Source organism: Bradyrhizobium guangdongense, from assembly GCF_004114975.1.
Classification (GTDB): Bacteria; Pseudomonadota; Alphaproteobacteria; order Rhizobiales; family Xanthobacteraceae; genus Bradyrhizobium; species Bradyrhizobium guangdongense.
This window is the reverse complement of the sequence record NZ_CP030051.1, coordinates 3,427,043-3,446,727: the sequence shown is the minus strand read 5'-3', so window position 1 is coordinate 3,446,727 and position 19,685 is coordinate 3,427,043. Positions and strand designations below refer to the sequence as shown.

Here is a 19,685-nt window from a genome sequence, read left to right as displayed (position 1 = left end):
GGCATAATTTGTCGTCCGTTAAGAAGCCGATTTGAGCGGTGAGCCGTCGCTGCTGGCGGCGATGAGGGTGGCCAGGAAGAGGCACCAGAGAGCTCTCAGCCATGCGAGGATGCGCCGGAAGTTATGGCCGACGGCGGAGAGGATGACGTTGGCCGCATCGCCGGCGCGGCCTTTGAGGTAGCAGCGGCCGAGGTGACCATCGGCCTTCAGGTGTCCGATGATGGGTTCGATGGCGGAGCGGCGGCGCAGCTCGCGCTTGATGACCCCGAAGACGCCGCGCTTCTGGCCGGAGATGAAGACACGGCGCGGGTTCTGCGCGTCATGGCCGCGGTATCCCTTGTCGACATAGGCCCGCTCGATCGCACAGCCGGTGAGTGTCTCGGTGCGGTCGATGACATCCCGCAAGGTGTGACCGTCGTACGGGTTATCCGGTAGCGCCCTGGCGTGCAGCACGAACAGGCCGCCGGGAGCCCGGCGGTTGTTGGTGACGATGGAGGCTTTGACCCCGAACTCGTAAGGGGCGGCTGCTTTGCCCTTGCCGATGCACTCGACCTCCGGAGCGTGGAAGGAATAAAGCTTCCAGCCGCGCTGGCGCTGCTGCTGCGAGCGGATCTGGGAGGCCCGGCTGAGCGGGAGGACGAAGGCGTTCTCGAGCACGGTCTGACCTTCGATCTTGCGGCGGATATCGCGGATGATCCGGCCCAGCCGGCTGCGCAGGATGCGCAACTGCCGCTGATGCCGCTTGAATTGCTTGGCATGGGCGTAGCGCCCCGCCATCATGGCCGCGGTCTTGGCAATGCGAAGATAGGACTGCCGCAGCCTGACCCCGTGCTTCCTCGCCAGACGGTTGAGCCCCTTGATCGCGGCGTGCAAGAGCTTGGCATCGGTCGGGAAGGTGATGGCCTTCGGCTGCACGGTGGTATCGACCGTGACCCGCTTGAGGTCCTGACTGCGCAACGCGCCGGCCTCGTGCGCCACCCGCAGGCTCTCGGCCAAGAGCAGCTCCAGCTTGTCGCCGAGCCGCTTGCGCCAGTGGCTCAGGTCCGAGCGCTCGTGCGGGAAGGCGTGCTGAAAGAACTCTTCGCCGGTGAAGTACTGGAAATACGGGTCGTGGACCCAGCGCTCGCACACCCCCTCATCGGACAGGCCGTAAATGTGCTTGAGCAGCAGCAGCCCGATCATGAAGCGGGTCGCGATCCCCGGCCGGCCGTTCTCGCTGTAGAGCGGCGCGATCTCGCCGTCGACCCAGTCCCAATCGACCTTGCCGGCGAGCTGAACCAGCTCGTGCTTCATGTTGATGATCTGGTCCAGTCTGGCCCGGAACAGATCGCCAGATCCCGTCGTCCTTTGCTTCTTCGGTCGCATCGCCACCTCCGATGCGACGACGGAATCATGACTGGCGATTCGACGGAATCCTGAAAATGAAATCGCAAGGTTCCGAGGCCCGAAGCATCAAATCCCTGCAATCCCAAAACAGCCCACAACGATAAATGCGATTCTACCTCAATCGCTTAGCCGCTCCTCACGGACGACTAATTTTTCAATGCCACTGACCTTCAGGGCTCCAGCGGCGGCTTTCCTGAAGCGCCCCGGGCGCTGCGGCGATCGGCCAAGTCCGGGGACACATACTACAGTGTTGATTTGCTGACTCACAATCAGTCCCTTGACGATCCGAACGGCCAATTGATCGCGTTCGAACAAAATAACGCCCACCAGATGATGATGGGCTGAAACGCTAGCCGCGGCACGTGGTACCACCAACTGGACGAGATGTAGGGCAGATCGATTCCTTCGATCGCATGTTTAAAGTTAGCCGGCCAGACACAGAGGGCATATAGTGCCATCAGAATTCCGGCATACTTTTGCTGAGATCCGACGAGCAGCACTGTTGAGGCCGTCAGTTCGAAGACACCCGTAATAAGGATGACCTGGGGCCGAAATGGCACCCAAGATGGCGTTATCGCAAGTAGCTGTGCCGGCGCCAGCAGGTGCGCGATCCCCGCTGTGGTGTAGAAGGCCGCCAGAACCACGCGCATGACGCCGCGCAGTCGTGGGTATGACCGAGCGGCGTCGGTGTTCGCTTGTGGCGCTAACACGTAGTTCCCATTGATGCGGCGGAGGAGTTGGCGCCCGTGCCGGTCGCACTCCTCGTTCGATCATTCAGCTTGCCGGCATTAGCACCGTGTTGACGACATGAATCACGCCATTGGACTGATTGACGTCGGGAATCGTTATGGTTGACGTACCGCCCTTGGCATCGACAATCATTGTGCGGCTGCCGGCCTTCCTCACGGTCAGTTGTTCACCTTCGACGGTCGTCAGCCTTTGCCCATCGGTTAGATCTTCTGCTTCGAGCTTGCCTGGTACGACATGGTAAGTCAGGATCTTGGTCAAAGTCGATTTGTTCTCCGGCTTCACGAGTGTCTCGACCGTGCCTTTCGGCAGCTTTGCGAAGGCCGAATTGGTTGGAGCGAATACAGTGAAGGGTCCTGGGCCAGACAAAGTATCGACGAGGCCAGCGGCCTTGACGGCTGCGACCAGTGTTGTGTGGTCTCGTGAATGGACGGCGTTAGCAACGATCGTTTTAGTGGGGTACATTGCTGCACCGCCGACCATCACTGTCTTTTCCTTCGCCGCCGCCGGAGCTGTTGCGCTGCCTGCTATGCCGGCGATTGCAAGAGTGACCGAGGCAATCAGAGTGCTGTACTTCATCAGAACCTCCACCTTTTACGCATGAGTTCAATTATGGTTGACGATCTTCACGCCAAACTTAGGCGCCTCAAGCTACGAGCAACGGTGGAGTTCGGTTTCAGTTTTCTCGCAGGATCGACAATTTTTTGCGGCTCCTGAAGACGAAAGCTCCATCAGATGCAAGGTGGATTCAAAATCAAGCAACATGGCTGCCGGGCTCAGTTCATGCGATTCTCGGAGCAGCGAAGCGCCTAGGACAACTTGGTTATTGAGCTCGTCGTGCGAGAGGAAAGCCCCGCCCTAGCCGGCGGGGCTGTGCGAGTCGAGGAGGTAAGGTTCGTTCTCCCAGTTCCTGCGACTACTAATGTCTGGTATTCGGCGCTCCTTGAAAGGGCCGACAACGTTGAGCGTGATTCGCGGCCGATGAAGAGGGGCATTCTTGCTTCGCCGCTGCGCTATGATGCGAGGGCCTAGTACCCGCTCTGGGCGCCGACCGTCGATTGCGCACGACCCACCTCTCTACTTCGCGCCTTGGCATAGTGCGGCCTGCTCGCTTGGGGCGCTATCAACGACGTTCCAACCAAGTCGCTTCACGACCGATGGTGCGACTTCTCAGATGGCCATTGTCGCCCGCGCCTCCAGGTGATCCAATCCCTTTTGAGCATCGTTCCTGCCTCATCACAATCGAGGTGCAGCATGGTCTATGTCTCCATGACTGGCTTCCGCCCGCGTGGCATCGTGCACTTGCCCAGGTTCTGGTGGCGAACGGTCCAATCACTGGCGCAGGCACGTCGTGCCACTGGAATTGTCGCGGTTCAAGCGAAAATCATCGGCGGTACCTATCACACGCTGACAGCCTGGTCGGATCTCGTCAGCATGCGCGCCTTCGTTACAAGCGGCGCGCACCTCAAGGCCATGAAGAATTTTCGAAAGCTCGGGACCGGGAGGATCTTTGGCTTTCCTCCCGATAAGGTTCCTGATTGGGACACTATCTACGAGCTCTGGAAGCTGCATAGCCGCGAGGTTTGAGCGGCCATCTCAGGCGGCCGCAACCTGCGTGAGCTCATTGTGCGCATCAGCCCCTTGTGGACGCGACCCCTTCTCATCATCGATCATCCGGGTCACGACGTCGACCGGCATAGGCCGGCCGAAAAGATAGCCTTGAACGCTGTCGCAACCTTCCCCGCGGAGAAAGTCGAGATGGCTCGTCGTCTCGACGCCCTCGGCCAGCACCGGGATGTTGAGGCTGCGGCCGAGCAGCAAGGTCGCCTTGACGATAGCGGCCGCATGCACGCTGGTCCCGACCGCCTGGACGAAGCTCTTGTCGACCTTGATCTTATCAAAGGGAAACGCCTGCAGCGTCGAGAGCGAGGAATAACCCGTTCCAAAATCGTCCATGGCGACGGTGACGCCGATCGCTTTGAGCGCCAGCACGACCTGCAGCGCGTGCTGGCGGTCAGCGATAATGCCGCTCTCGGTCAATTCGATTTCAAGCCGCGACGGCTGCAGGCCCGTCTCGTTCAGGATTTCCGCTACGCGCCGCGGCAGGTCATGATTGAGCTGCATCGGCGCGACATTGACAGCGACCTTGAACGGCAGCCGCCATAGCGCGGCGGCGGTGCAGGCCGTCCGCATCACCCAATCGCCGATATCGATGATCAGGCCGGTCTCTTCGGCAATCGGGATGAAAGCGTCGGGTGGAATGCGTCCCTTCTGCGGATGATTCCAGCGGATCAGGGCCTCGAAGCCGACGATGCCGCCGGTGTTGGTGTCGTTCTGCACCTGATAGTACAGCTCGAGCTCATTGCCGGCGAGCGCGCGCTTGAGGTCGATCGCGAGCTCGGCGCGGACACGGCTCGCCTCGTCCATCGACGGCTCATAAGTGCAGATTTTGCCGCGGCCGAGGCTTTTGGCGCGGTACATTGCCAGATCAGCGCGCTGGGTGAGTTCATCGCCGGCCCGACCGTGCTCGGGAAACAATGCAATGCCGATGCTGCAGCCGACCGCGAGCGTCTGGTGCTGCCACTCGATCGGGTCGAGCACGACGTTGCGCAGGCGCTCGGCGAACTTGACCGCCTCGCCGCGGGCAAAGATCTCGCTCTTCACGGCCACGAATTCGTCGCCGCCGATCCGCGCCAGAAATTCCCCGGGCTGCAATTGCGCCGAGATGCGTTGGGCAACTTGCCGCAGCAGATGATCGCCGCCGACATGGCCGTGGACGTCGTTGATGTCCTTGAAACGATCCAGGTCGATTGCCACCACGACCACGCGCGCAGTGTCGTCGCCGCGTCCGGCGAGCAGATCATGCAGTTGCTGCGCCAATCCGTTGCGGTTCGGCAGGCCCGTCAAGGGATCGTGCATAGCCTGATGCTTGTAGCTTTCGGTCGCCTCGTTGGCGGCCTGAAGGTCGATCGCGTAGGCGGAGGCAGCCATCGCCATTATCAGGCTGATGCTGACGATGACGCTGGTGATCATGAACGTATCCGACAGTGCCTGTGGCGGCACCGCCAGGTCGAACGCAGGATAGACGGACATGGCCGCCATGCCGGTGAAATGCAGCGACACGATCGCCAGGAACATCGAGAGCGCGCCGCCATATTTGCAGAAGCGCGTGATCGGCCGTGCGATGCGGTTGGCGGCGACCGCACCGAAGCCGGCCGCAAATACGACGGAGAGCGCAACCAGCGGATAATTCCAGCCCAGAATGCCCGGGACTTCGAACGCGGCCATACCGGTGTAATGCATCGCGGCGATGCCGAGACCGAAGATCGAGCCGCCGCCCTCGATTGCGGGTCCGAGCCTTGTGCGCGTGGTGATGAAGAAACCGACCCAGGCGAATATCACGGTGATCATCAGCGAGGCGAAGGTCAGCCCGGGTTCGAAGGCGCGAGCCACCGTCGCGTTGTAGCCGAGCATCGCCGCAAAATGCGTGGTCCACACCGTGCCGCCGGCAACGAGGCCGGACAGGAACAGGAGGTTGAAACGCCGCGCCCTGGTGTTGCGCCGGACCCGCGCCAACAGCCGCATCGACAAAAGCGACCCGAGCACGCAAACCAGCACCGCGACAGCGACGTAGCGCAGGTCGTGCTGGCCGGGCAGACAGGTCAGAGCTTCCCACATGCGAATTTGTTCTCCCGGAAGCAGATACGAGGCAGGGCTGCGATTGGATCAGGGCAGGTTGAGATAGGGTTAGCGGCACGTGAACGCCGCCTCGCCCGACCAAGGTCCAGCGGCAAACAGGCATCCGGCTTATTAAACGCGGGTTTAGGAAGGAGGAATCGGCCGGACCGAAGCTCGGCACGGTGAAGAAACGGTTCGCTTTTGCCGAGATTTCGTCGTCGACGGGAGGCTGGCCACCGGAATAAGGCCGTGGCGAGCGGGTTCGTGGAGCCCCCCTCGCGTAACGCAACTTCCCCTTCACGCAAGGAGCGCAGGAAACCGAGGCGGATAGCCATCTCTTGAATGCAAAATTCCACACGGGCAAGATGTGGTGCCCGCTGCGCGCCGCCAGCGCGCACGGCGACCGCTGCAGCTCTGTGAAAAATAACGAACTCTGCTCACGAGCGGTTCGACCGTCGATTCGGGCCCGCTTTTCCACTAGAGGAAATCAACGAACAGGTATTTTCGAGGCGAGCTGCACGAAGAGATCGATAAGCAGCGATTGTCCGCGAAAAATAATTACGGCAACAGCGCCTCGTTCTAGGAAAGCGACTTGAACGAGCTGTCAAAAGGTTGGCGGCGGCCTAGCGTTTTCACCAGACGGGAACAGCGATCCTCAGCGAGGCATCCGAATTCTGGAGCTGCTCGACCATCATCTCGACGACCGCATCGCCGGAAATGAAGTTCGGTCCGAGGGGCGACGCAGCAGGATTCGGAATAAGAGCCATAGCCCAATCGGCGAACCGGCGGTCGGTGACCGACTTTGCCTCGACAATACTAATGTCGGTATGTCGACTATCGCTGCATATTCGGATGAAAAGTTGCGTGACCTTTAGCCGGTCTCCTTCGAGCACTTGCGCAAAAGTGTCCTTGTCGAACAGAAGGGCGCCAGATATCCCCAATTGAAGATTGTTTTGTTCGGCAGCTTTCGCAATGCTCATCAGCCCGTTGCCACCGGCTACGGCCTTCCGACGTAGCAAGTTGCGACTGTGATAGACCAATCGGAACAACATGGGTATCTCGTTCAACTCATAGGCTGACTGCGGGTCTCGCTCGAGAGGAACGGGCGAGGTCGATAGTGTCGCATGCGCTCTGCCGGCACGCTGCTCTGACGGGAGAGTATCGAGTCGAGCCGCTCGCCTTGGACGCATCAGCTTAGTTCAATATCGAACGAACAGCCGACGAGATCGTATGGCGGAGGAGCTATTGGGCTGATTCATCATCTTGCTGCCAAAGCGGCTTCAATGGGCCTGTCCGCAATGAAAGTAACTTTGGGCAGCGTCATGAATCCCGGCTTTGCGAAGTAATAGCCCTGAAACAGATTGATGCCAGCTGCTTTCAATACGCCGAGTTCGGCTTCGTCCTCGATGCCTTCGGCGAGCACGCGGACGTCAAGCTCCCGCGCGATATTAACGATGCCAGCTACAACTGTTTGCTTGGCGTGGCTGACATGTATGTCGCGGATCAGTTCCATGTCGATCTTGATAAGATCGGGCTGCAATCGAGCCAAGAGACCGAGCCCAGCGTATCCTGCTCCGAAATCATCGAGCGCCGTCCAGAAGCCGAACTTGCGGTATGCTTCCACGATCCTCGCGACGTGAGCAGGGTCCACCATCCGCTCGTTCTCGGTGAACTCGAACATGAGATTACGATGTGGAAATTCCACGCGCTTGGCGGCGGCAAGCGACTTTTGGATGCACGCTTTGGGTTCGTATACTGCGTTCGGCATGAAGTTGATCGACAGCCGCATGTCTCTGCCCGCGAAGAGTGGGCCTGCGGCCTCGATTGCCGTGACTCGGGCCGCTTGGTCGAAGCTGTACCGAGTCTCGTCGGTGACCTGCGCAAGGACGGTATGGGCAGGTTCCCCGTTTTCCCCCCTCACGAGCGCTTCGTATCCCCAAACCTCTCCCGCCGAGAGATCGACGATCGGTTGGAAAGCCATTTTGAATTTGAAGGGCAAGCTCTCGCTGAGACGGCAACCCGCGCACGTGTTCATAGTCCCACTTTCTTTCACATTGCGCGAAAGCTAGGACGCAATGATTGCTCGGCGGTTAAGGACTAATCGGACGCGACGGGCTAACTTGTGTTAAGAAGACCTGAGCCCAGCTCAAAGACTGTCTGGCGGACGGCCCCTTTTGCGACGAACGAAAAGCCGCCCGGAAGCGCGGTCGTCGAGTCGGTGCCGGCGCCTGACCAGCCTTGACCGTCTCATTGGCCGAGACGCGAGGTCAGGCGGCATGTGCAATGAAACGTGAGGACGCAGTTTGCTCGCGGACTGCAGCTGGCAACGGAGCGCGGCCTTTGCTTTCACCTATCGACCACTCGACAAGCTGGCAAGTTTCGCAGCGAGATCGTTAATGCCGAATGGCTTGACCAGCCGCGGAAGATCGGGCGCGACGCCCTCGCTTTCCGCGTAGCCCGACACCACTAGCACGAGCGTTCCGGGCAGTTCGGAACGAACGAGACGGGCCAGATCTGTACCGTTCATTCCTGTCATCAGGTGATCGGTGATAAGCAGCTGGGGTTTGACGCCCCCACCGATCAACCGAATTGCCTCTTCGGCCGAACCAGCCTCGAGAACGGCGTAACCGAGGTCCATGAGCATGTCCGCGGCTGCGGCACGCACAAGGGGCTCGTCATCAACGAGAAGCGCTGTCCCTAGGGCGCCAACGGGGGGCACTGAGGCCGTTTGCTGGTTCTCCGGCGCCACAGGCTCATCGGTCGATGGAAGCCAAATTTCTATATTTGTACCCAGCCCTGGGCGGCTTTGAATTGTCAGTGCCCCGCCTAGTTGCGACGCGAGGCCGTGAGCCATCGACAGACCGAGGCCCGTGCCCTTTCCGATGCCCTTGGTTGAGAAGAATGGCTCGATTGCTCGGGCCTTCACAGACTCGTCCATGCCGATGCCGCTGTCCGCAACGGATATCCTGACATAACGTCCAGGTTTCAGGTCTGTCCCATGCTTCGCGTCAATGTGTTGGGCGTCGGCGGTAATGCGCAGCGTACCGCCGTCGGGCATCGCGTCACGCGCATTCACCGCCAGATTGAGGAGAGCCATCTCCAGTTGGTTTTCATCGACCTTTGCCGCCGGCAGGTCCTGTTCGATCTCGACAGAGACCTTGACTTGCGGACCGGACGTACTGGCGATCAGCTCGCCCATTCCGTGGATCAAGTCGCCTACTTGGGTCGCTCTGGCCTGGAGCGGTTGCCGCCGTGCGAATGCGAGCAACCGCTGCACAAGCGTCTTGGCCCTATCTGCGGACTGCATCGCCCCGGCGATCAATCGCTGCTCGCGTTCCCCGCCTACGCCTCTGCGTTGCAAGGCATCGAGGGCGCCGACGATTGGCGTCAGCAGGTTGTTGAAGTCGTGGGCGACGCCGCCGGTCAACTGGCCCATCGCCTCCATTTTCTGGCCCTGACGTAGCTGCTCCTTCGCCCTTGCCAGCCGCTCATGCTCGCGGATACGTTCCGATACATCGTAGACGAATTGATAGGCGCCGATCTGCTCTCCTTTGCTATTTCGGAGGGTATTGTACTTCATTTCGTAGTGACGACGTTCGCGCTCACCGAGGGCTGCGATCTCCGTAAATTCCTCTCCGGATAGCGCGCGGGCCCACACCGCGCGTAAGGCTTCGCGCTCGGCAGGCAGATGTGTCAACAGATCGAGCATGCATGCCCCGGCCTGCGGACGAACCCCGAATATCTTCTCGAATTCGTTAGCCGCGGCTTTGTTGATGGCGAGCCAGCGGAATTCGAGGTCCACGACTTGGACAAATGCATCCGTCCCTTCGACGATGTCGGCCAAAACCTTTCTTTCAGCCAGAACCTCCGAGATGCGGCGCTCCAAAGTCTCGTTAAGCTCTTTGAGCTTTGCCTCATCGGCCTTGCGGGCAGTAATGTCGATGGCGGTACCGGTCACCCGCAAACAGCGCCCCTCAGCATCGAACACGCCCCGTCCCTTTGCCGCGACCCAGCGGATGCGACCGTCTTCCTTGCCAATGGTTCGATACTCGACGTCATAGAGAGCGCGCATATCGGGATCCGCTGCAGCCGCGTAAGCCGCGCTAACGGCGTCCCGGTCTTCGGGGTGAAGGCCCGAGTAGAAGTCCAGCATCGACACGGGCGTGTCCGGCGCGATACCGAACATTGCCTTAACCAAGGGCGGCCAGTGCAGGACTTGATTGACTTCATCCACATCCCAGAAGCCGACGTCCGCGTTGGCCGTCGCGAGCCGCAACCGCTCTTCGTTCTCTCGCAGCGCAACATTCGTTACCTGCAACTCCTCTTGGGTGCGGCGACGTTCTGCCTCAGCTTCCTCTCTCTCGGTGACATCGACGTTGACGCCAATCATCCCAAGAAATTCACCGGAAGCGCCGATGCGAGGATGCGCGACGGTTTCTAACACCCGGTATGTTCCTGATGCGCTGCGGTATCGCCCTTTCAGCTCGATAGGAACCCGTTGCGCAATTGCGGTCCCGACCTGTACGCGGACGGCTGCGGCGTCGTCGGGGTGTATGGTTGACGACCAGTCGAAGTCGGCAATGCCTGCCTCCTCTACCCCCCAGAAGTCGCGGAGTAGCCGGTTGAGGTGAAGGCATTTGCCTGCGGAGTCGCTTATCCAGATCATGACAGGAGCATGCTCCGACATAAGACGGAATCGCAGTTCGGATTCCCTCAATTGCTCTTCCGTCATTATTCTGTCCAGCGACAGGCTCAACTGGCGTGCAATGGTGCTGGCTAGACGGGTTTCTCCCTCGCTGAATTGATGCGGAGACCTATAGTAGGTCATGAACTTGCCGATGACGTGTCCATCGCGGAGCAGCGGAATGAAGGCGAGGCCCCGAATCCCTTCGCCCTCGATTACCTTCTTCAGGGCATCAGGTTCGTTAGAATCCCTGATGTCGGCAACGAAGATCGGGACCGCGTCGGTCGTTTCGGGTGTCCACGGCGAGTGGCCCTCTACTGTTTTGCGGTATTGCTCGCTGATGCCCCTCCAAGCGACGAAGCGCATCACGGAAGCCGGGTCGAACAGCAGGATCGATGCGCGCTCGCACGCGAGCGCTTCCGTGATCGCTTCGAGCGCCGCCTCATAGACCTCTTGCGCGGTTCTGGCAGCCTGCAGGCGCTCTGTCAGGTGAAAGAGAGTTCCGAGCTCGCGAACGGTCCGCGAAAGAAATTCAGCAGCACTCTTGCGCTCGCTGGTGTCCCGGCAAAACGATGCTCCGCCCACGATCAATCCGTTCTGGTCGCGCAGCGGGACGGCTGTAATCTCCAGGGAGAGGGCTCTGCCCTTCTTGCCCACTCTGACGGTTTCGAAAGGGCCAACGGATTCGCCGGCGCTCACGCGATCAATAATGTTCTCGGCGACTGAGCGGTCCGCTTGTGTGACCAGATCCAGCAGGGAATGCCCGACGATTTCCGATGCCTCGAACCCCAACAGGCGTTCTGCCGCGGGATTCCATTGGGTGATGATGCCGTCGATGCGCCAACACCAGATCGGGTCGGGTGAGCCGGCCAGGATTGCCGATAGCACCGCCGGTCCGGGCTCGTTCGTCTCGGAGCGATAGGGTTTTGCTTTTATGGCAGAGATCGGTCGCTCAACTCCACTCGACATCCCTTACCCCTGGCAGCCGCTCTTCCGCTCCCAATACCTTGATCGAGCCGCGGAGATCAAAACCTTAGCCAACGACGAGGATTGGCCTTGGTTCCAATCGCCAATCCCCACGTGATCGCAATATCTCAAAGGGCCCGCGAATCGACCGAGATCGACGGCCCAATAAGCATGACAGGTGTGAATAGGCACGCTATTTGACCCCCAATCGGCTTCCAAGGTTGACCCCACCCGTGCCGCTCGATGTCCCTGACACTGTGATGGAAATCAGCCGTGGGCTGGGGTCACGGTTTGGCGCCGATAGGGGTCAAAGCTCGGAGCCGATCCACAGGCGAGAGTCCCACCTGGGCGAGTAAGATCAAATAGCTATGGAGTGTCCAGCATGAGGATGGTTCGAAGCCGCACATGGACCGGCCCATTCACGCCAGCAGCTTTTGACGCAGAGCCGAACTGCCGCGCGAACGAAAGCATCAGCGCACGCTTCTCCTGCTAGGATGCGGCAGAGGGCGCGGCAAGTTATCCAAATTTTGGATTGGCGACCAGTATTGTTGCTGTCCTTCCGACTCGATGCGCGCGAAGGCGCGTTGTTGTTACTGCTAAGATTCAAGCGAGAGAAGCAGGCCTCCGTAGAGCGATGTCGCGGCCGCCAATCGAACCTTTTTAATTCACAAGGAAGGGTCCTGCGATGAGCACTCCCAGACGGCTGTTCGAGGATCCGCGCAACACGTATATCATCGAGAATGATGACCCGGGCGCCTTTGACACGCGGTTCATGGGAAGGCCAGGCGTGCATCGGGAGCAACAGTGTTGCCGCAATCGCGCGCCGGTTTGGCAAACCCATCTGCTCCACGATGGCGACGAACCCGGTGACGGAAACCCGCTCGCTTTTCGAGTGATGGCCGGTATCCTGGTGGAAGACGCAACAGGGGAGTCGGACCATGCCGCCCAAAACAAAGGTTATGCTTGGGTCGAGAGTCCGAAAAGTGGCTACAGGCCCGAGTTTGTAAGTGCCGACGAGTGGATGCGCTGGCAGGGAGTCTACTGGATTCCCTCGCCCCGCCCCGCGCCCAACATGCCCAACCCTCCCGCTGGGTTCGCATTCCCGGCGAGCGGAAGATTCGCTGGAATGATCAGGGCAATCCCGAGTTTCTCTGGTGCCAGAGGTGCGAGACGTGGCTGGAAGCCGCCTGGTCCGATATCCTCGACGCGCTGCCGGTCGCCGCACGCGGACTGGCCATGATCGCCTCCTACATCCCGATCTACGGAACCGCGCTCAGTTTTGCGATCAACACGAGCGTGTCGCTTGCCGAAGGCGAGTCGGTCAACCAGTCGCTGATTGACGGGATCGGCGGCGCGCTTCCCGGGCAGCCGGAATCAGGCATGGTCTACAAGGCGGGCGTCGCCATTGCACGGGGCGAACGGGTCGGCGACGTGTTCATTGATAGCCTCAATCTCGACAGTTCGGTGACAGCTACGCTGAAGGTCGCCGACCAGGTTCTTTATGGCCTGGCGACCGGAGAGAATGTGACGAATGTCGCCTACCAAGCGATTCATCAGGTGCTTCCGCCCGAAGCCCAGCAGGGAATGGATTACGCGCGCCGTTTCATCACCGGGGAGGACGTCCGTCAGATGATCCTCAGCCAAGCCGAGCAGGTTGTCGCCGACGGCGTGAAGGATAAGGCGCGGGATATTCTCGAACGATCAAAGGACCAAGGCGCCGAGGCGCTCAGCGCCGCCCATGCCGAGGTGAACTCAATCTACAATCAATATGCCGCGGAATTTGGCTACCAGATGGCGTTCGACCGCCTCCCCGGCGATGCACGGGCCTGGATTCAATTGGGATTGACGGGTGGCGGCGCGCTCAAAGGCGCGGAGCAGCTTGTCGGAACGTTTGGCTCCGTACCCGAGACAAATACTGCTGAGAACGATATCCTTGAAACAGACGGCCTCAAGTTGATCGCCTCAGGTATCAAATACGAAAATGAGCTTGTTTCGGACATTCTCAAGCAAAGTAAGTTCACCATCGTTATTGATTTTTATGACTCCCTCAACGGCGTGTGGACGAAGCGCGCAATGACTTACGGCATCACTGATCCTTGGCGACGTGGTTTTTCAATTGCCATCGGCGCGTGCGAGGGAAGCTCTGAACGCGGACCGGGTCAGCTGGCCGTTTACCAGACGCTCGCTGAGGCTGGCGAACGTGGAGGCTTCGATGCAGGTCAAGCTGTGCAGTTCAACCGCACTATCGAGGCCCACCTGAGAGCGCTTAAGGCTACCAAGGTACAGACTACTTCCTCAGTTTCAAAGGCCGGGCCCATCAAACGCAACCCTTAATCTTGCGAGCCTTCAAAAAGCAGCCGCCGATTGGGCGCGCGAGTCGTGCAGCACGACTTGTTTGAGTTCTTCCGGCACCTCGATGGTGCGCTTGCCGATAGATTCCTTCTCACCAAAAAGTAGGACTGCGTAGCTGTGCGAACCGAGGTGTGGATCGGATCGGCGCCGCTTTTAACCCCCGACTGGAGTGCACCCCTCTAGCCGGACAGGATCAAGCCGCGGATAGGACCCCTTGGCGGGCGTGATCATCCTCAAACTCTGCGGGGCTCCGATATCCGAGTGCGGAGTGGAGCCGTGGCGTATTGTAAACTTGGTCGATGAAGCGCGAGGTGGCGCTCGACCGGGCTTGGGATTTAGCGCGAGCTGCTCGGGACCATCTCGAGGCGGTTACACCGGAAGCGGCTCGCGAGATGGGTAAGGAAGTTTGATCAAATGAAGGTCAGCGAATGGTCCCGAAAGGCACACGCACAAGGCGACAACGTGGAAATTGAGGAGCTTTGGGCAAAGATCGCCAACGATTGTCTGGAGCGAACCGGAGACGAAGGCCGCGCTATCCGAGAAGCGAACGCTGTAATCGCGCGGCAGGTGAAAGACGGTGGCTACCGGCCGGAGTGACTTTCAGATCAAGCTGGCCGGTCCCGCCGCAAGTACAAAAGAGCCTAGGCAGACTGCCGAGGCCGGCGGGCAAATTGCGCCGTTACGTCGATCAGCTGGTGAAGGATGAAAGCGAGATCGTCAACTTCGTCAGGACTGGCCTATTGAGCGGCTGCCAGTATCGCTCGGCGAATTTCCCGGTTGGGTCTCTCACATCATATCGTTGAATGGCCATCCCGTGCGGCTGACGGGTCTCGGCAACAATGCGAAGGGAATCGCATAGGCTTGCGACACCATCGGCAAAAGGATCGCCTGGATTATCAGGGAAGACGTCAAACATCCTTTCGCCGGCCACTCTGCCGGGGCTCGATCATCGTCGCCGCTGCATAAGTCTGATTGGCGTCTACGATGTGCAAGCCCCCGCCGGGGTCGATCAGCAACTGCGGCGTCGTTGCCATCTCGAACTCATGCCGGAACTTGCTCATGAGCTTCGTCTCGGGGTGCGGAAATGTCCGCTCCCGGATGATCTGTGGATTCGTCTTCAGTCCTGTCGCAACCGCCATGAGGGTCGCGAGTCTTCGCCTCGAGGCCAACAACTGCTCTTGAATGAAACGTCGGGATCGTTGATCGGTCTCCTCCAAGAGGAGCCGCTGGAAGTGAGCGATGTTCTGTTCTTCGATGTAGCGCTGCATGTCCCCACTCGCGGGCGTTTCTAGTTCTCCGGGCATTCCACCAATCAGGGCACTCCGTAATTACGGGATCAGAGACGCGGTACAGATGCAAGACCGATCAGCTCGGGCATGGCACTAATGATACGCCTGCCTGCGCGCTCGGCAAATCGTCGCCAATTCGGCTTCGGAATCTGGTGTGCCAGCTTCTCACCGACTGCGGGTGCATTTGTTCTACTTAGGAGGATTCCTTCACATTAAGACCGCTTTCGACCAGCTGACACACCGCTTGCGACAAGCGTCGTTCGCAAGTCTGGCACCGCCATCTCGGCCATTACCAAGGAAGCATCCACTTTAAAATCAATAGGCTGAGTATTGTTTCGTAGCCGGCATGTTGAGCCACAATGACCATGCCTCCGTGCCAGCGAGATTGCTCGAGCGCCGGAAGCGTGGGCAGAACGAATAGAGCTCCCGACCATCGACAATCTACCGCGCTGCCCTTGATTCATGCCGATTTCTAAAAGCCGAAATCGCCATATGGACCAGGTGTAGTTTGCCTTTAACTGCGGGCGAAATGTCGAATGGGTACGCGTCGGCAAGCCCTAGCGAGCGGTTGAGGCGGTTGATCGTAAGTGCGAGCGGGGCCCACAGCTCCAAAAGTGCGCCAAAATCGCTTTCGAGATAAGGGTCGTTTAGCGTGTGCTGAGCGCGCGCGTCCAAAGACAGCGGAAGTCCTGCCAGCGAATCCAGGGTCGAAACGATATGTAAGAAGTGGGCGAAGGTTTCGGCCCAGTCTTCCCAGGGGTGAGATGTCGCATACATGCTGATGTGACTTGTCGGATCGTCCGACCAATCTTGACGGGCGTAATAGGCAGCAAGCGCAGCCTGGTAATTCTCGGTCTCGTCGCCGAACACCAGCCGAAAGGGCGATAGGAAGCCTCCTTCGTGTACCAGCGCATTCCAGTAGAAGTGCCCAATTTCGTGTCGAAAATGACCAAGAAGGGTGCGATAGGGTTCGCGAAAGGAAACACGCCTGATCTCGCGTTGCACATCGTCCGCCTCCGCAAGGTTGACCGTTATCAGGCCGGACTCGTGCCCGGTCAGGACCGGCCCGTGCTCGTCGGACAGAATCTCGAATGCCAGCTGAAATCCACCAGCGGACGCGATGGGCAGGCGGAGCCGTCGCAGGTCGTAGATCAGTCTGCGCTTGGCGTCCTCCACGCGCGTCCAAAGCGAGACATTTTGCGTATTCTGCGTGCTGGGAATGACCTGGGTCAGGGAGCAGGACAGGCAATAGGGAGTTGTCGCAACAGCGCACCAGTTGCAACCGATGATATTCCGGTTCACGCATTCAAGGGCACTTTTCACGCCAACCATTGCCATATTCTCAGGATCGAACATCAGCGGCTGCGTACAGCCATTGCATTCGGAAGCCTCGAAGGCCGATAGCTGCCCACAATGAGGACACTTGAACTCTCTCATGGTCGCACACGTTCATTGAGGGTGCCGATCAATGCGCGCTGCTTCTTTAATGCGCGCTTCCTCAGAATGTCAGCGTCGGCTGCACTCACAGTGCGACGCGCGCCCTGATAGGACGCCTTGTCGGATATGGGCTGGGCCAGCCAGTCTTGCACCGGCTGAACGGACATGGGTTTGACTCTGGATCGCATTTTCATCATTTGCAAAGCCCTCAGTCTGGAATGGGTTCCGGTCAGGTGTTGGACGGTTGATCCGTCGCAATCGAGCATGCTGCTGGTGGCCGCAGCTGCGATGTCATACTATTCGCGCCTGAGCGCTCGCAGCATTCGTCGGTGATGATGCGCAGACAGTCTTGCGACGTTCTCAATCGTCTCATTGGAGCCAGATCCCATGAAAATCCGCGTTGGCTTCGAGATGATCTACGACTTTCCGCAACCAACACCTCTGATTGCAGTTGTCGGCACGCACTTCACGCGGGCATCCGACATCGTCGTGCCCGATCATCTTGTCAGCGAGCCGTCAGTGCCGATTACGCCCTATCGAGACGGTTTCGGAAATTGGTGTAGCCGTCTCGTTGCGCCCGCCGGCCGCATGCGCCTCACAGCGGACGGCATCGTACGAGATAGCGGTCAGGCCGACCTAATCGTACCATCAGCGCAGCAACATGCGGTGGAAGATCTTCCTCCGGACACCATCGTGTATTTGCTCGGGAGCCGGTATGTCGAGACCGACCGACTTACCGACATGGCGTGGAAGTTGTTCGAGAAGACCGCGCCTGGTTGGGCACGGGTCAAGGGCATCTGCGACTTCGTCCATAACCACATCGCTTTCGGCTACGAACACGCCCGCCCCACCAAGACTGCCTGGGAAGTGTTTAACGAAGGCAAAGGCGTCTGCCGGGATTATGCACATCTGGCTATTGCGTTCTGTCGCTGCATGAACATTCCCGCGCGCTATTGCACGGGATACCTCAGTGACATTGGCATGGCACCTCCATATGCCGCCGGGGATTTTGCCGGCTGGTTCGAAGCCTATATCGGCGGGCGCTGGTACACATTCGATCCCCGTAACAACATTCCGCGGATCGGTCGCGTGCTAATCGCGCAGGGCCGCGATGCCGCGGACGTTCCAATCACCCAGACATTCGGCCCCAATACCCTACTGGACTTCAAGGTTTGGACCGACGAACTCGTCTGTTGATCGCCCCAGCTGCGAGTTCGGCAATGCAACTGCCAACCAAGCGCGGAACAGAGCCCCCACAGACTCCAAACGCGCGATAAGCAGCGGTCTATTGCTTGCATTTATTGGCTTCGAAGATCAGTGCCGCCTGAAATAGGCGGCCCGCCTCTGTTCGGACCTCGACTGCAACATCCGGGCGGTCTTCCTGCCCCGCCAAATCGCGTGCCAATCCCGCCAACGTGTGAGCCGCCTCTATCTCGGCCTCTCGTTGCGTGGAAAACTCTATTCCATCTTCATCAGGGTAGAGCTCGCGATCGTCTCTGATATCGAAGAAATATCTGTTTATCATGTGCACCGCTTCTAGCGAGCATCGACGCCAGCGCGAGAGGCTCTGAAGGCATCTCCCGCCTTCGCAGGTCAACGTCGCGGCTTGCTCCAGTTGCGTGATCGGAACCCGCGAGGGCGTGCCACCAATCACCGTCCGTTGCCCCTGCTTCCCGGTCAGGCCGAGAATGCAAGCGGCCGACGCTCGCCTCAGCTCTCCCCCACAGCCGGGCGAAATCGTCGAATAGGGCTGCCACCAGTGCGCGATGGCGCGTATCCTGGGCAAGCAGGCTTACAGCATAGAGGTTGAGCAGATGGCGCGCCTTCACAGCCGCCTCCGGCCAGGACGCCGCAGGAACGGTCATCATGCGGTTTTCGAGATCAGCCTCGCGAACACGCACCTCGCGGAGATTGGCCTCGACCTCGCGGCGCAGTTCGGTGGCCTTCTGCGCGGCCATGCCGCGGCGCTCGTCGAGATCGAACGGCAGGTCAGTCATGGACCATGCTCGCGTCCGCAGCTTGTGCGTTCGCAAGATCGATCGAGCCGATCGACAACATCTCCGTCGTTCCGCGACCGGTCTCACCGGGCACGGTGATCATGGTCGCAATACGGCGATAGGCCGAGAAGGTCAGCCCCTCGATCGTCTCCTCATCTGTGACGACCTCATAAGCGCCGGCTGGCAAGACGCGCTCGATGCCGCGGATGCGGAACGGATGTTTGAAGGTGACGGTTTCTCGTCGCGAGCGGATGGTCATGCACGCTGCCTTTCGCAAGTGAAGCCCCAACCGATGCTGGACCCGAGCATGCGCCGCTCGCGCGGCAATAGCCAGCACTATTGTGACCTACCGCAGACGAAGATGTCACAGCGCAGCGGGCACCCGCGCGGCACTTAACCCTTGCGTTGATCGTTCTGATGAAAGGCCCAGACGCGACGAGTAATTTTGGCGGCGGCGGAGCCCTGGGCTAGGTGGCGGCCCAAACTCTCTCGCGCAAGAGGGTGCTAAACGCTGTGTCCGCTGAGATCTCGCTGCACTTTCAAAGGTCGCACCGCTGTTAATGGCCATCAGCTTTGTAAGGCGCTGCAGCCAGAATCAACGGGCAAAGAGTGCTACGCGAACGGCGGTACCTCGACCAGCGTTCCGATCAACCGCAACATAGCTTGCTGTTCGGGTCCCTTCCCATCACGCAAGAACTCGCCCAGCTCGACGTGAGATAGCCGGCCACCAGAGGGCGCATTGGGCTGGTGGATGATGAACGCGTAACCGTTTGTGGGTTCGCGTGCGATGAACCATGCGTCGCCATTTGGACTGCGATAGAGCTCCCGCCGGTCTGCCATTTTTCTTCCTTGCTGCCTCCGGAAACCGTGGAGGCCCTTGGATGCTTCCGGACTGATACGAGAGATCACTGAAAATACGAAAGCTGATCTTCCGTAACGACGCGCTCGATCTTGTTGGCCTTGCACCTGATACGGTACCTCACTCGCCCATCGGACTCGATCGGCATGTGCTGTACGACGGTGTAAATCATCGGCGGCTCAGTTGCGGCGCGTCCTTGCGGGCCTTGAGCTTGGTGGCGAACGTCTTCATTTAGTTTATAGGCGTGCGGCATGTGTGTTTTCCTCAACGTTGCGGCTTTACCTAGCCCG

At 59.5% G+C, this 19,685-nt stretch carries 18 protein-coding genes and 1 pseudogene; 4 read left to right on the top strand and 15 right to left on the bottom strand.

Annotated features, from left to right (window positions below):
- Positions 1 to 18 precede the first annotated feature (18 nt).
- From X265_RS16360 to X265_RS16345, 3 genes are all read right to left on the bottom strand, one after another.
- Entirely contained in the window at positions 19 to 1,365 is a 1,347-nt protein-coding gene (locus X265_RS16360) for an IS5 family transposase (RefSeq protein ID WP_128963208.1), read from the bottom strand.
- A 290-nt stretch (positions 1,366 to 1,655) separates the two neighbouring features.
- A complete protein-coding gene (locus X265_RS16355) occupies positions 1,656 to 2,036 on the bottom strand; it encodes a DoxX family protein (RefSeq protein ID WP_128965730.1) in 381 nt (126 codons plus the stop codon).
- 124 nt (positions 2,037 to 2,160) lie between these two features.
- Entirely contained in the window at positions 2,161 to 2,712 is a 552-nt protein-coding gene (locus tag X265_RS16345) for a fasciclin domain-containing protein (RefSeq protein ID WP_128965729.1), read from the bottom strand.
- A gap of 675 nt (positions 2,713 to 3,387) precedes the next feature.
- Here X265_RS16345 and X265_RS16340 point away from each other — a divergent pair.
- The gene (locus tag X265_RS16340; protein WP_128965728.1) at positions 3,388 to 3,720 is read left to right on the top strand and encodes a hypothetical protein; all 333 of its coding nucleotides are present in this window, start codon (positions 3,388 to 3,390) and stop codon (positions 3,718 to 3,720) included.
- Between the two features lie 9 nt (positions 3,721 to 3,729).
- Here X265_RS16340 and X265_RS16335 read toward each other — a convergent pair whose 3' ends face one another.
- The 4 genes from X265_RS16335 to X265_RS16320 all read right to left on the bottom strand — a co-directional run bounded on the left by X265_RS16335 (position 3,730) and on the right by X265_RS16320 (position 11,464).
- Positions 3,730 to 5,811, bottom strand: a complete 2,082-nt coding sequence (locus X265_RS16335; RefSeq protein WP_128965727.1) for a putative bifunctional diguanylate cyclase/phosphodiesterase — start codon at positions 5,809 to 5,811, stop codon at positions 3,730 to 3,732.
- A gap of 632 nt (positions 5,812 to 6,443) precedes the next feature.
- The gene (locus tag X265_RS16330) at positions 6,444 to 6,863 is read right to left on the bottom strand and encodes a BLUF domain-containing protein (RefSeq protein WP_164938622.1); all 420 of its coding nucleotides are present in this window, start codon (positions 6,861 to 6,863) and stop codon (positions 6,444 to 6,446) included.
- A gap of 206 nt (positions 6,864 to 7,069) precedes the next feature.
- Positions 7,070 to 7,792, bottom strand: a complete 723-nt coding sequence (locus tag X265_RS16325) for an EAL domain-containing protein (protein WP_244659326.1) — start codon at positions 7,790 to 7,792, stop codon at positions 7,070 to 7,072.
- Between the two features lie 369 nt (positions 7,793 to 8,161).
- Positions 8,162 to 11,464, bottom strand: a complete 3,303-nt coding sequence (locus X265_RS16320) for a PAS domain S-box protein (RefSeq protein ID WP_128965724.1) — start codon at positions 11,462 to 11,464, stop codon at positions 8,162 to 8,164.
- Positions 11,465 to 12,478: 1,014 nt separating this feature from the next.
- Between X265_RS16320 and X265_RS16315 the strand changes: the two genes are divergently transcribed.
- A complete protein-coding gene (locus tag X265_RS16315) occupies positions 12,479 to 13,795 on the top strand; it encodes a hypothetical protein (protein ID WP_128965723.1) in 1,317 nt (438 codons plus the stop codon).
- 432 nt (positions 13,796 to 14,227) lie between these two features.
- Positions 14,228 to 14,410, top strand: coding sequence for a hypothetical protein (locus tag X265_RS40500; protein WP_164938338.1), 183 nt, complete (start codon positions 14,228 to 14,230; stop codon positions 14,408 to 14,410).
- Positions 14,411 to 14,501: 91 nt separating this feature from the next.
- Here X265_RS40500 and X265_RS41400 read toward each other — a convergent pair whose 3' ends face one another.
- From X265_RS41400 to X265_RS16305, 3 genes are all read right to left on the bottom strand, one after another.
- A complete protein-coding gene (locus X265_RS41400; RefSeq protein ID WP_244659325.1) occupies positions 14,502 to 14,729 on the bottom strand; it encodes a hypothetical protein in 228 nt (75 codons plus the stop codon).
- Complete coding sequence (locus X265_RS41395) at positions 14,722 to 15,081, bottom strand: hypothetical protein (protein ID WP_244659324.1); 360 nt, start codon at positions 15,079 to 15,081, stop codon at positions 14,722 to 14,724. The genes X265_RS41400 and X265_RS41395 overlap by 8 nt, the downstream gene beginning before the upstream one ends.
- 462 nt (positions 15,082 to 15,543) lie before the next feature.
- The gene (locus X265_RS16305; RefSeq protein WP_128965722.1) at positions 15,544 to 16,539 is read right to left on the bottom strand and encodes a zinc-binding metallopeptidase family protein; all 996 of its coding nucleotides are present in this window, start codon (positions 16,537 to 16,539) and stop codon (positions 15,544 to 15,546) included.
- 387 nt (positions 16,540 to 16,926) lie between these two features.
- Between X265_RS16305 and X265_RS16300 the strand changes: the two genes are divergently transcribed.
- Entirely contained in the window at positions 16,927 to 17,736 is an 810-nt protein-coding gene (locus tag X265_RS16300) for a transglutaminase-like domain-containing protein (RefSeq protein WP_128965721.1), read from the top strand.
- An 88-nt stretch (positions 17,737 to 17,824) separates the two neighbouring features.
- On the opposite strand, the gene X265_RS41390 is transcribed toward X265_RS16300, so the two are convergent.
- The 5 genes and pseudogenes from X265_RS41390 to X265_RS16275 form a co-directional block, all read right to left on the bottom strand.
- On the bottom strand, positions 17,825 to 18,064 hold the full coding sequence (locus X265_RS41390; protein ID WP_373291644.1) for a DUF6894 family protein: 240 nt from the start codon (positions 18,062 to 18,064) through the stop codon (positions 17,825 to 17,827).
- A gap of 193 nt (positions 18,065 to 18,257) precedes the next feature.
- Positions 18,258 to 18,536: pseudogene (locus X265_RS16290) on the bottom strand (hypothetical protein); the annotation flags it as partial.
- The gene (locus X265_RS16285) at positions 18,529 to 18,795 is read right to left on the bottom strand and encodes a hypothetical protein (RefSeq protein ID WP_128965720.1); all 267 of its coding nucleotides are present in this window, start codon (positions 18,793 to 18,795) and stop codon (positions 18,529 to 18,531) included. The gene X265_RS16285 and the pseudogene X265_RS16290, both read right to left, overlap by 8 nt.
- 353 nt (positions 18,796 to 19,148) lie before the next feature.
- Complete coding sequence (locus tag X265_RS16280; protein WP_128965719.1) at positions 19,149 to 19,376, bottom strand: hypothetical protein; 228 nt, start codon at positions 19,374 to 19,376, stop codon at positions 19,149 to 19,151.
- A gap of 65 nt (positions 19,377 to 19,441) precedes the next feature.
- Complete coding sequence (locus tag X265_RS16275; protein ID WP_128965718.1) at positions 19,442 to 19,648, bottom strand: hypothetical protein; 207 nt, start codon at positions 19,646 to 19,648, stop codon at positions 19,442 to 19,444.
- Positions 19,649 to 19,685 lie beyond the last annotated feature (37 nt).

Coding starts and splice junctions, on each gene's coding strand:
- X265_RS16330 (WP_164938622.1), bottom strand. CDS start 6,863: ATGTTGTTCCGATTGGTCTATCACAGTCGCAACTTGCTACGTCGGAAG.
- X265_RS16340 (WP_128965728.1), top strand. CDS start 3,388: ATGGTCTATGTCTCCATGACTGGCTTCCGCCCGCGTGGCATCGTGCAC.
- X265_RS16355 (WP_128965730.1), bottom strand. CDS start 2,036: ATGCGCGTGGTTCTGGCGGCCTTCTACACCACAGCGGGGATCGCGCAC.
- X265_RS16345 (WP_128965729.1), bottom strand. CDS start 2,712: ATGAAGTACAGCACTCTGATTGCCTCGGTCACTCTTGCAATCGCCGGC.
- X265_RS16360 (WP_128963208.1), bottom strand. CDS start 1,365: ATGCGACCGAAGAAGCAAAGGACGACGGGATCTGGCGATCTGTTCCGG.
- X265_RS16285 (WP_128965720.1), bottom strand. CDS start 18,795: ATGACCATCCGCTCGCGACGAGAAACCGTCACCTTCAAACATCCGTTC.
- X265_RS41400 (WP_244659325.1), bottom strand. CDS start 14,729: ATGTTTGACGTCTTCCCTGATAATCCAGGCGATCCTTTTGCCGATGGT.
- X265_RS41395 (WP_244659324.1), bottom strand. CDS start 15,081: ATGCAGCGCTACATCGAAGAACAGAACATCGCTCACTTCCAGCGGCTC.
- X265_RS16275 (WP_128965718.1), bottom strand. CDS start 19,648: ATGCCGCACGCCTATAAACTAAATGAAGACGTTCGCCACCAAGCTCAA.
- X265_RS16335 (WP_128965727.1), bottom strand. CDS start 5,811: ATGTGGGAAGCTCTGACCTGTCTGCCCGGCCAGCACGACCTGCGCTAC.
- X265_RS16280 (WP_128965719.1), bottom strand. CDS start 19,376: ATGGCAGACCGGCGGGAGCTCTATCGCAGTCCAAATGGCGACGCATGG.
- X265_RS40500 (WP_164938338.1), top strand. CDS start 14,228: ATGAAGGTCAGCGAATGGTCCCGAAAGGCACACGCACAAGGCGACAAC.
- X265_RS16320 (WP_128965724.1), bottom strand. CDS start 11,464: ATGTCGAGTGGAGTTGAGCGACCGATCTCTGCCATAAAAGCAAAACCC.
- X265_RS16325 (WP_244659326.1), bottom strand. CDS start 7,792: ATGGCTTTCCAACCGATCGTCGATCTCTCGGCGGGAGAGGTTTGGGGA.
- X265_RS16305 (WP_128965722.1), bottom strand. CDS start 16,539: ATGAGAGAGTTCAAGTGTCCTCATTGTGGGCAGCTATCGGCCTTCGAG.
- X265_RS16300 (WP_128965721.1), top strand. CDS start 16,927: ATGAAAATCCGCGTTGGCTTCGAGATGATCTACGACTTTCCGCAACCA.
- X265_RS41390 (WP_373291644.1), bottom strand. CDS start 18,064: ATGATAAACAGATATTTCTTCGATATCAGAGACGATCGCGAGCTCTAC.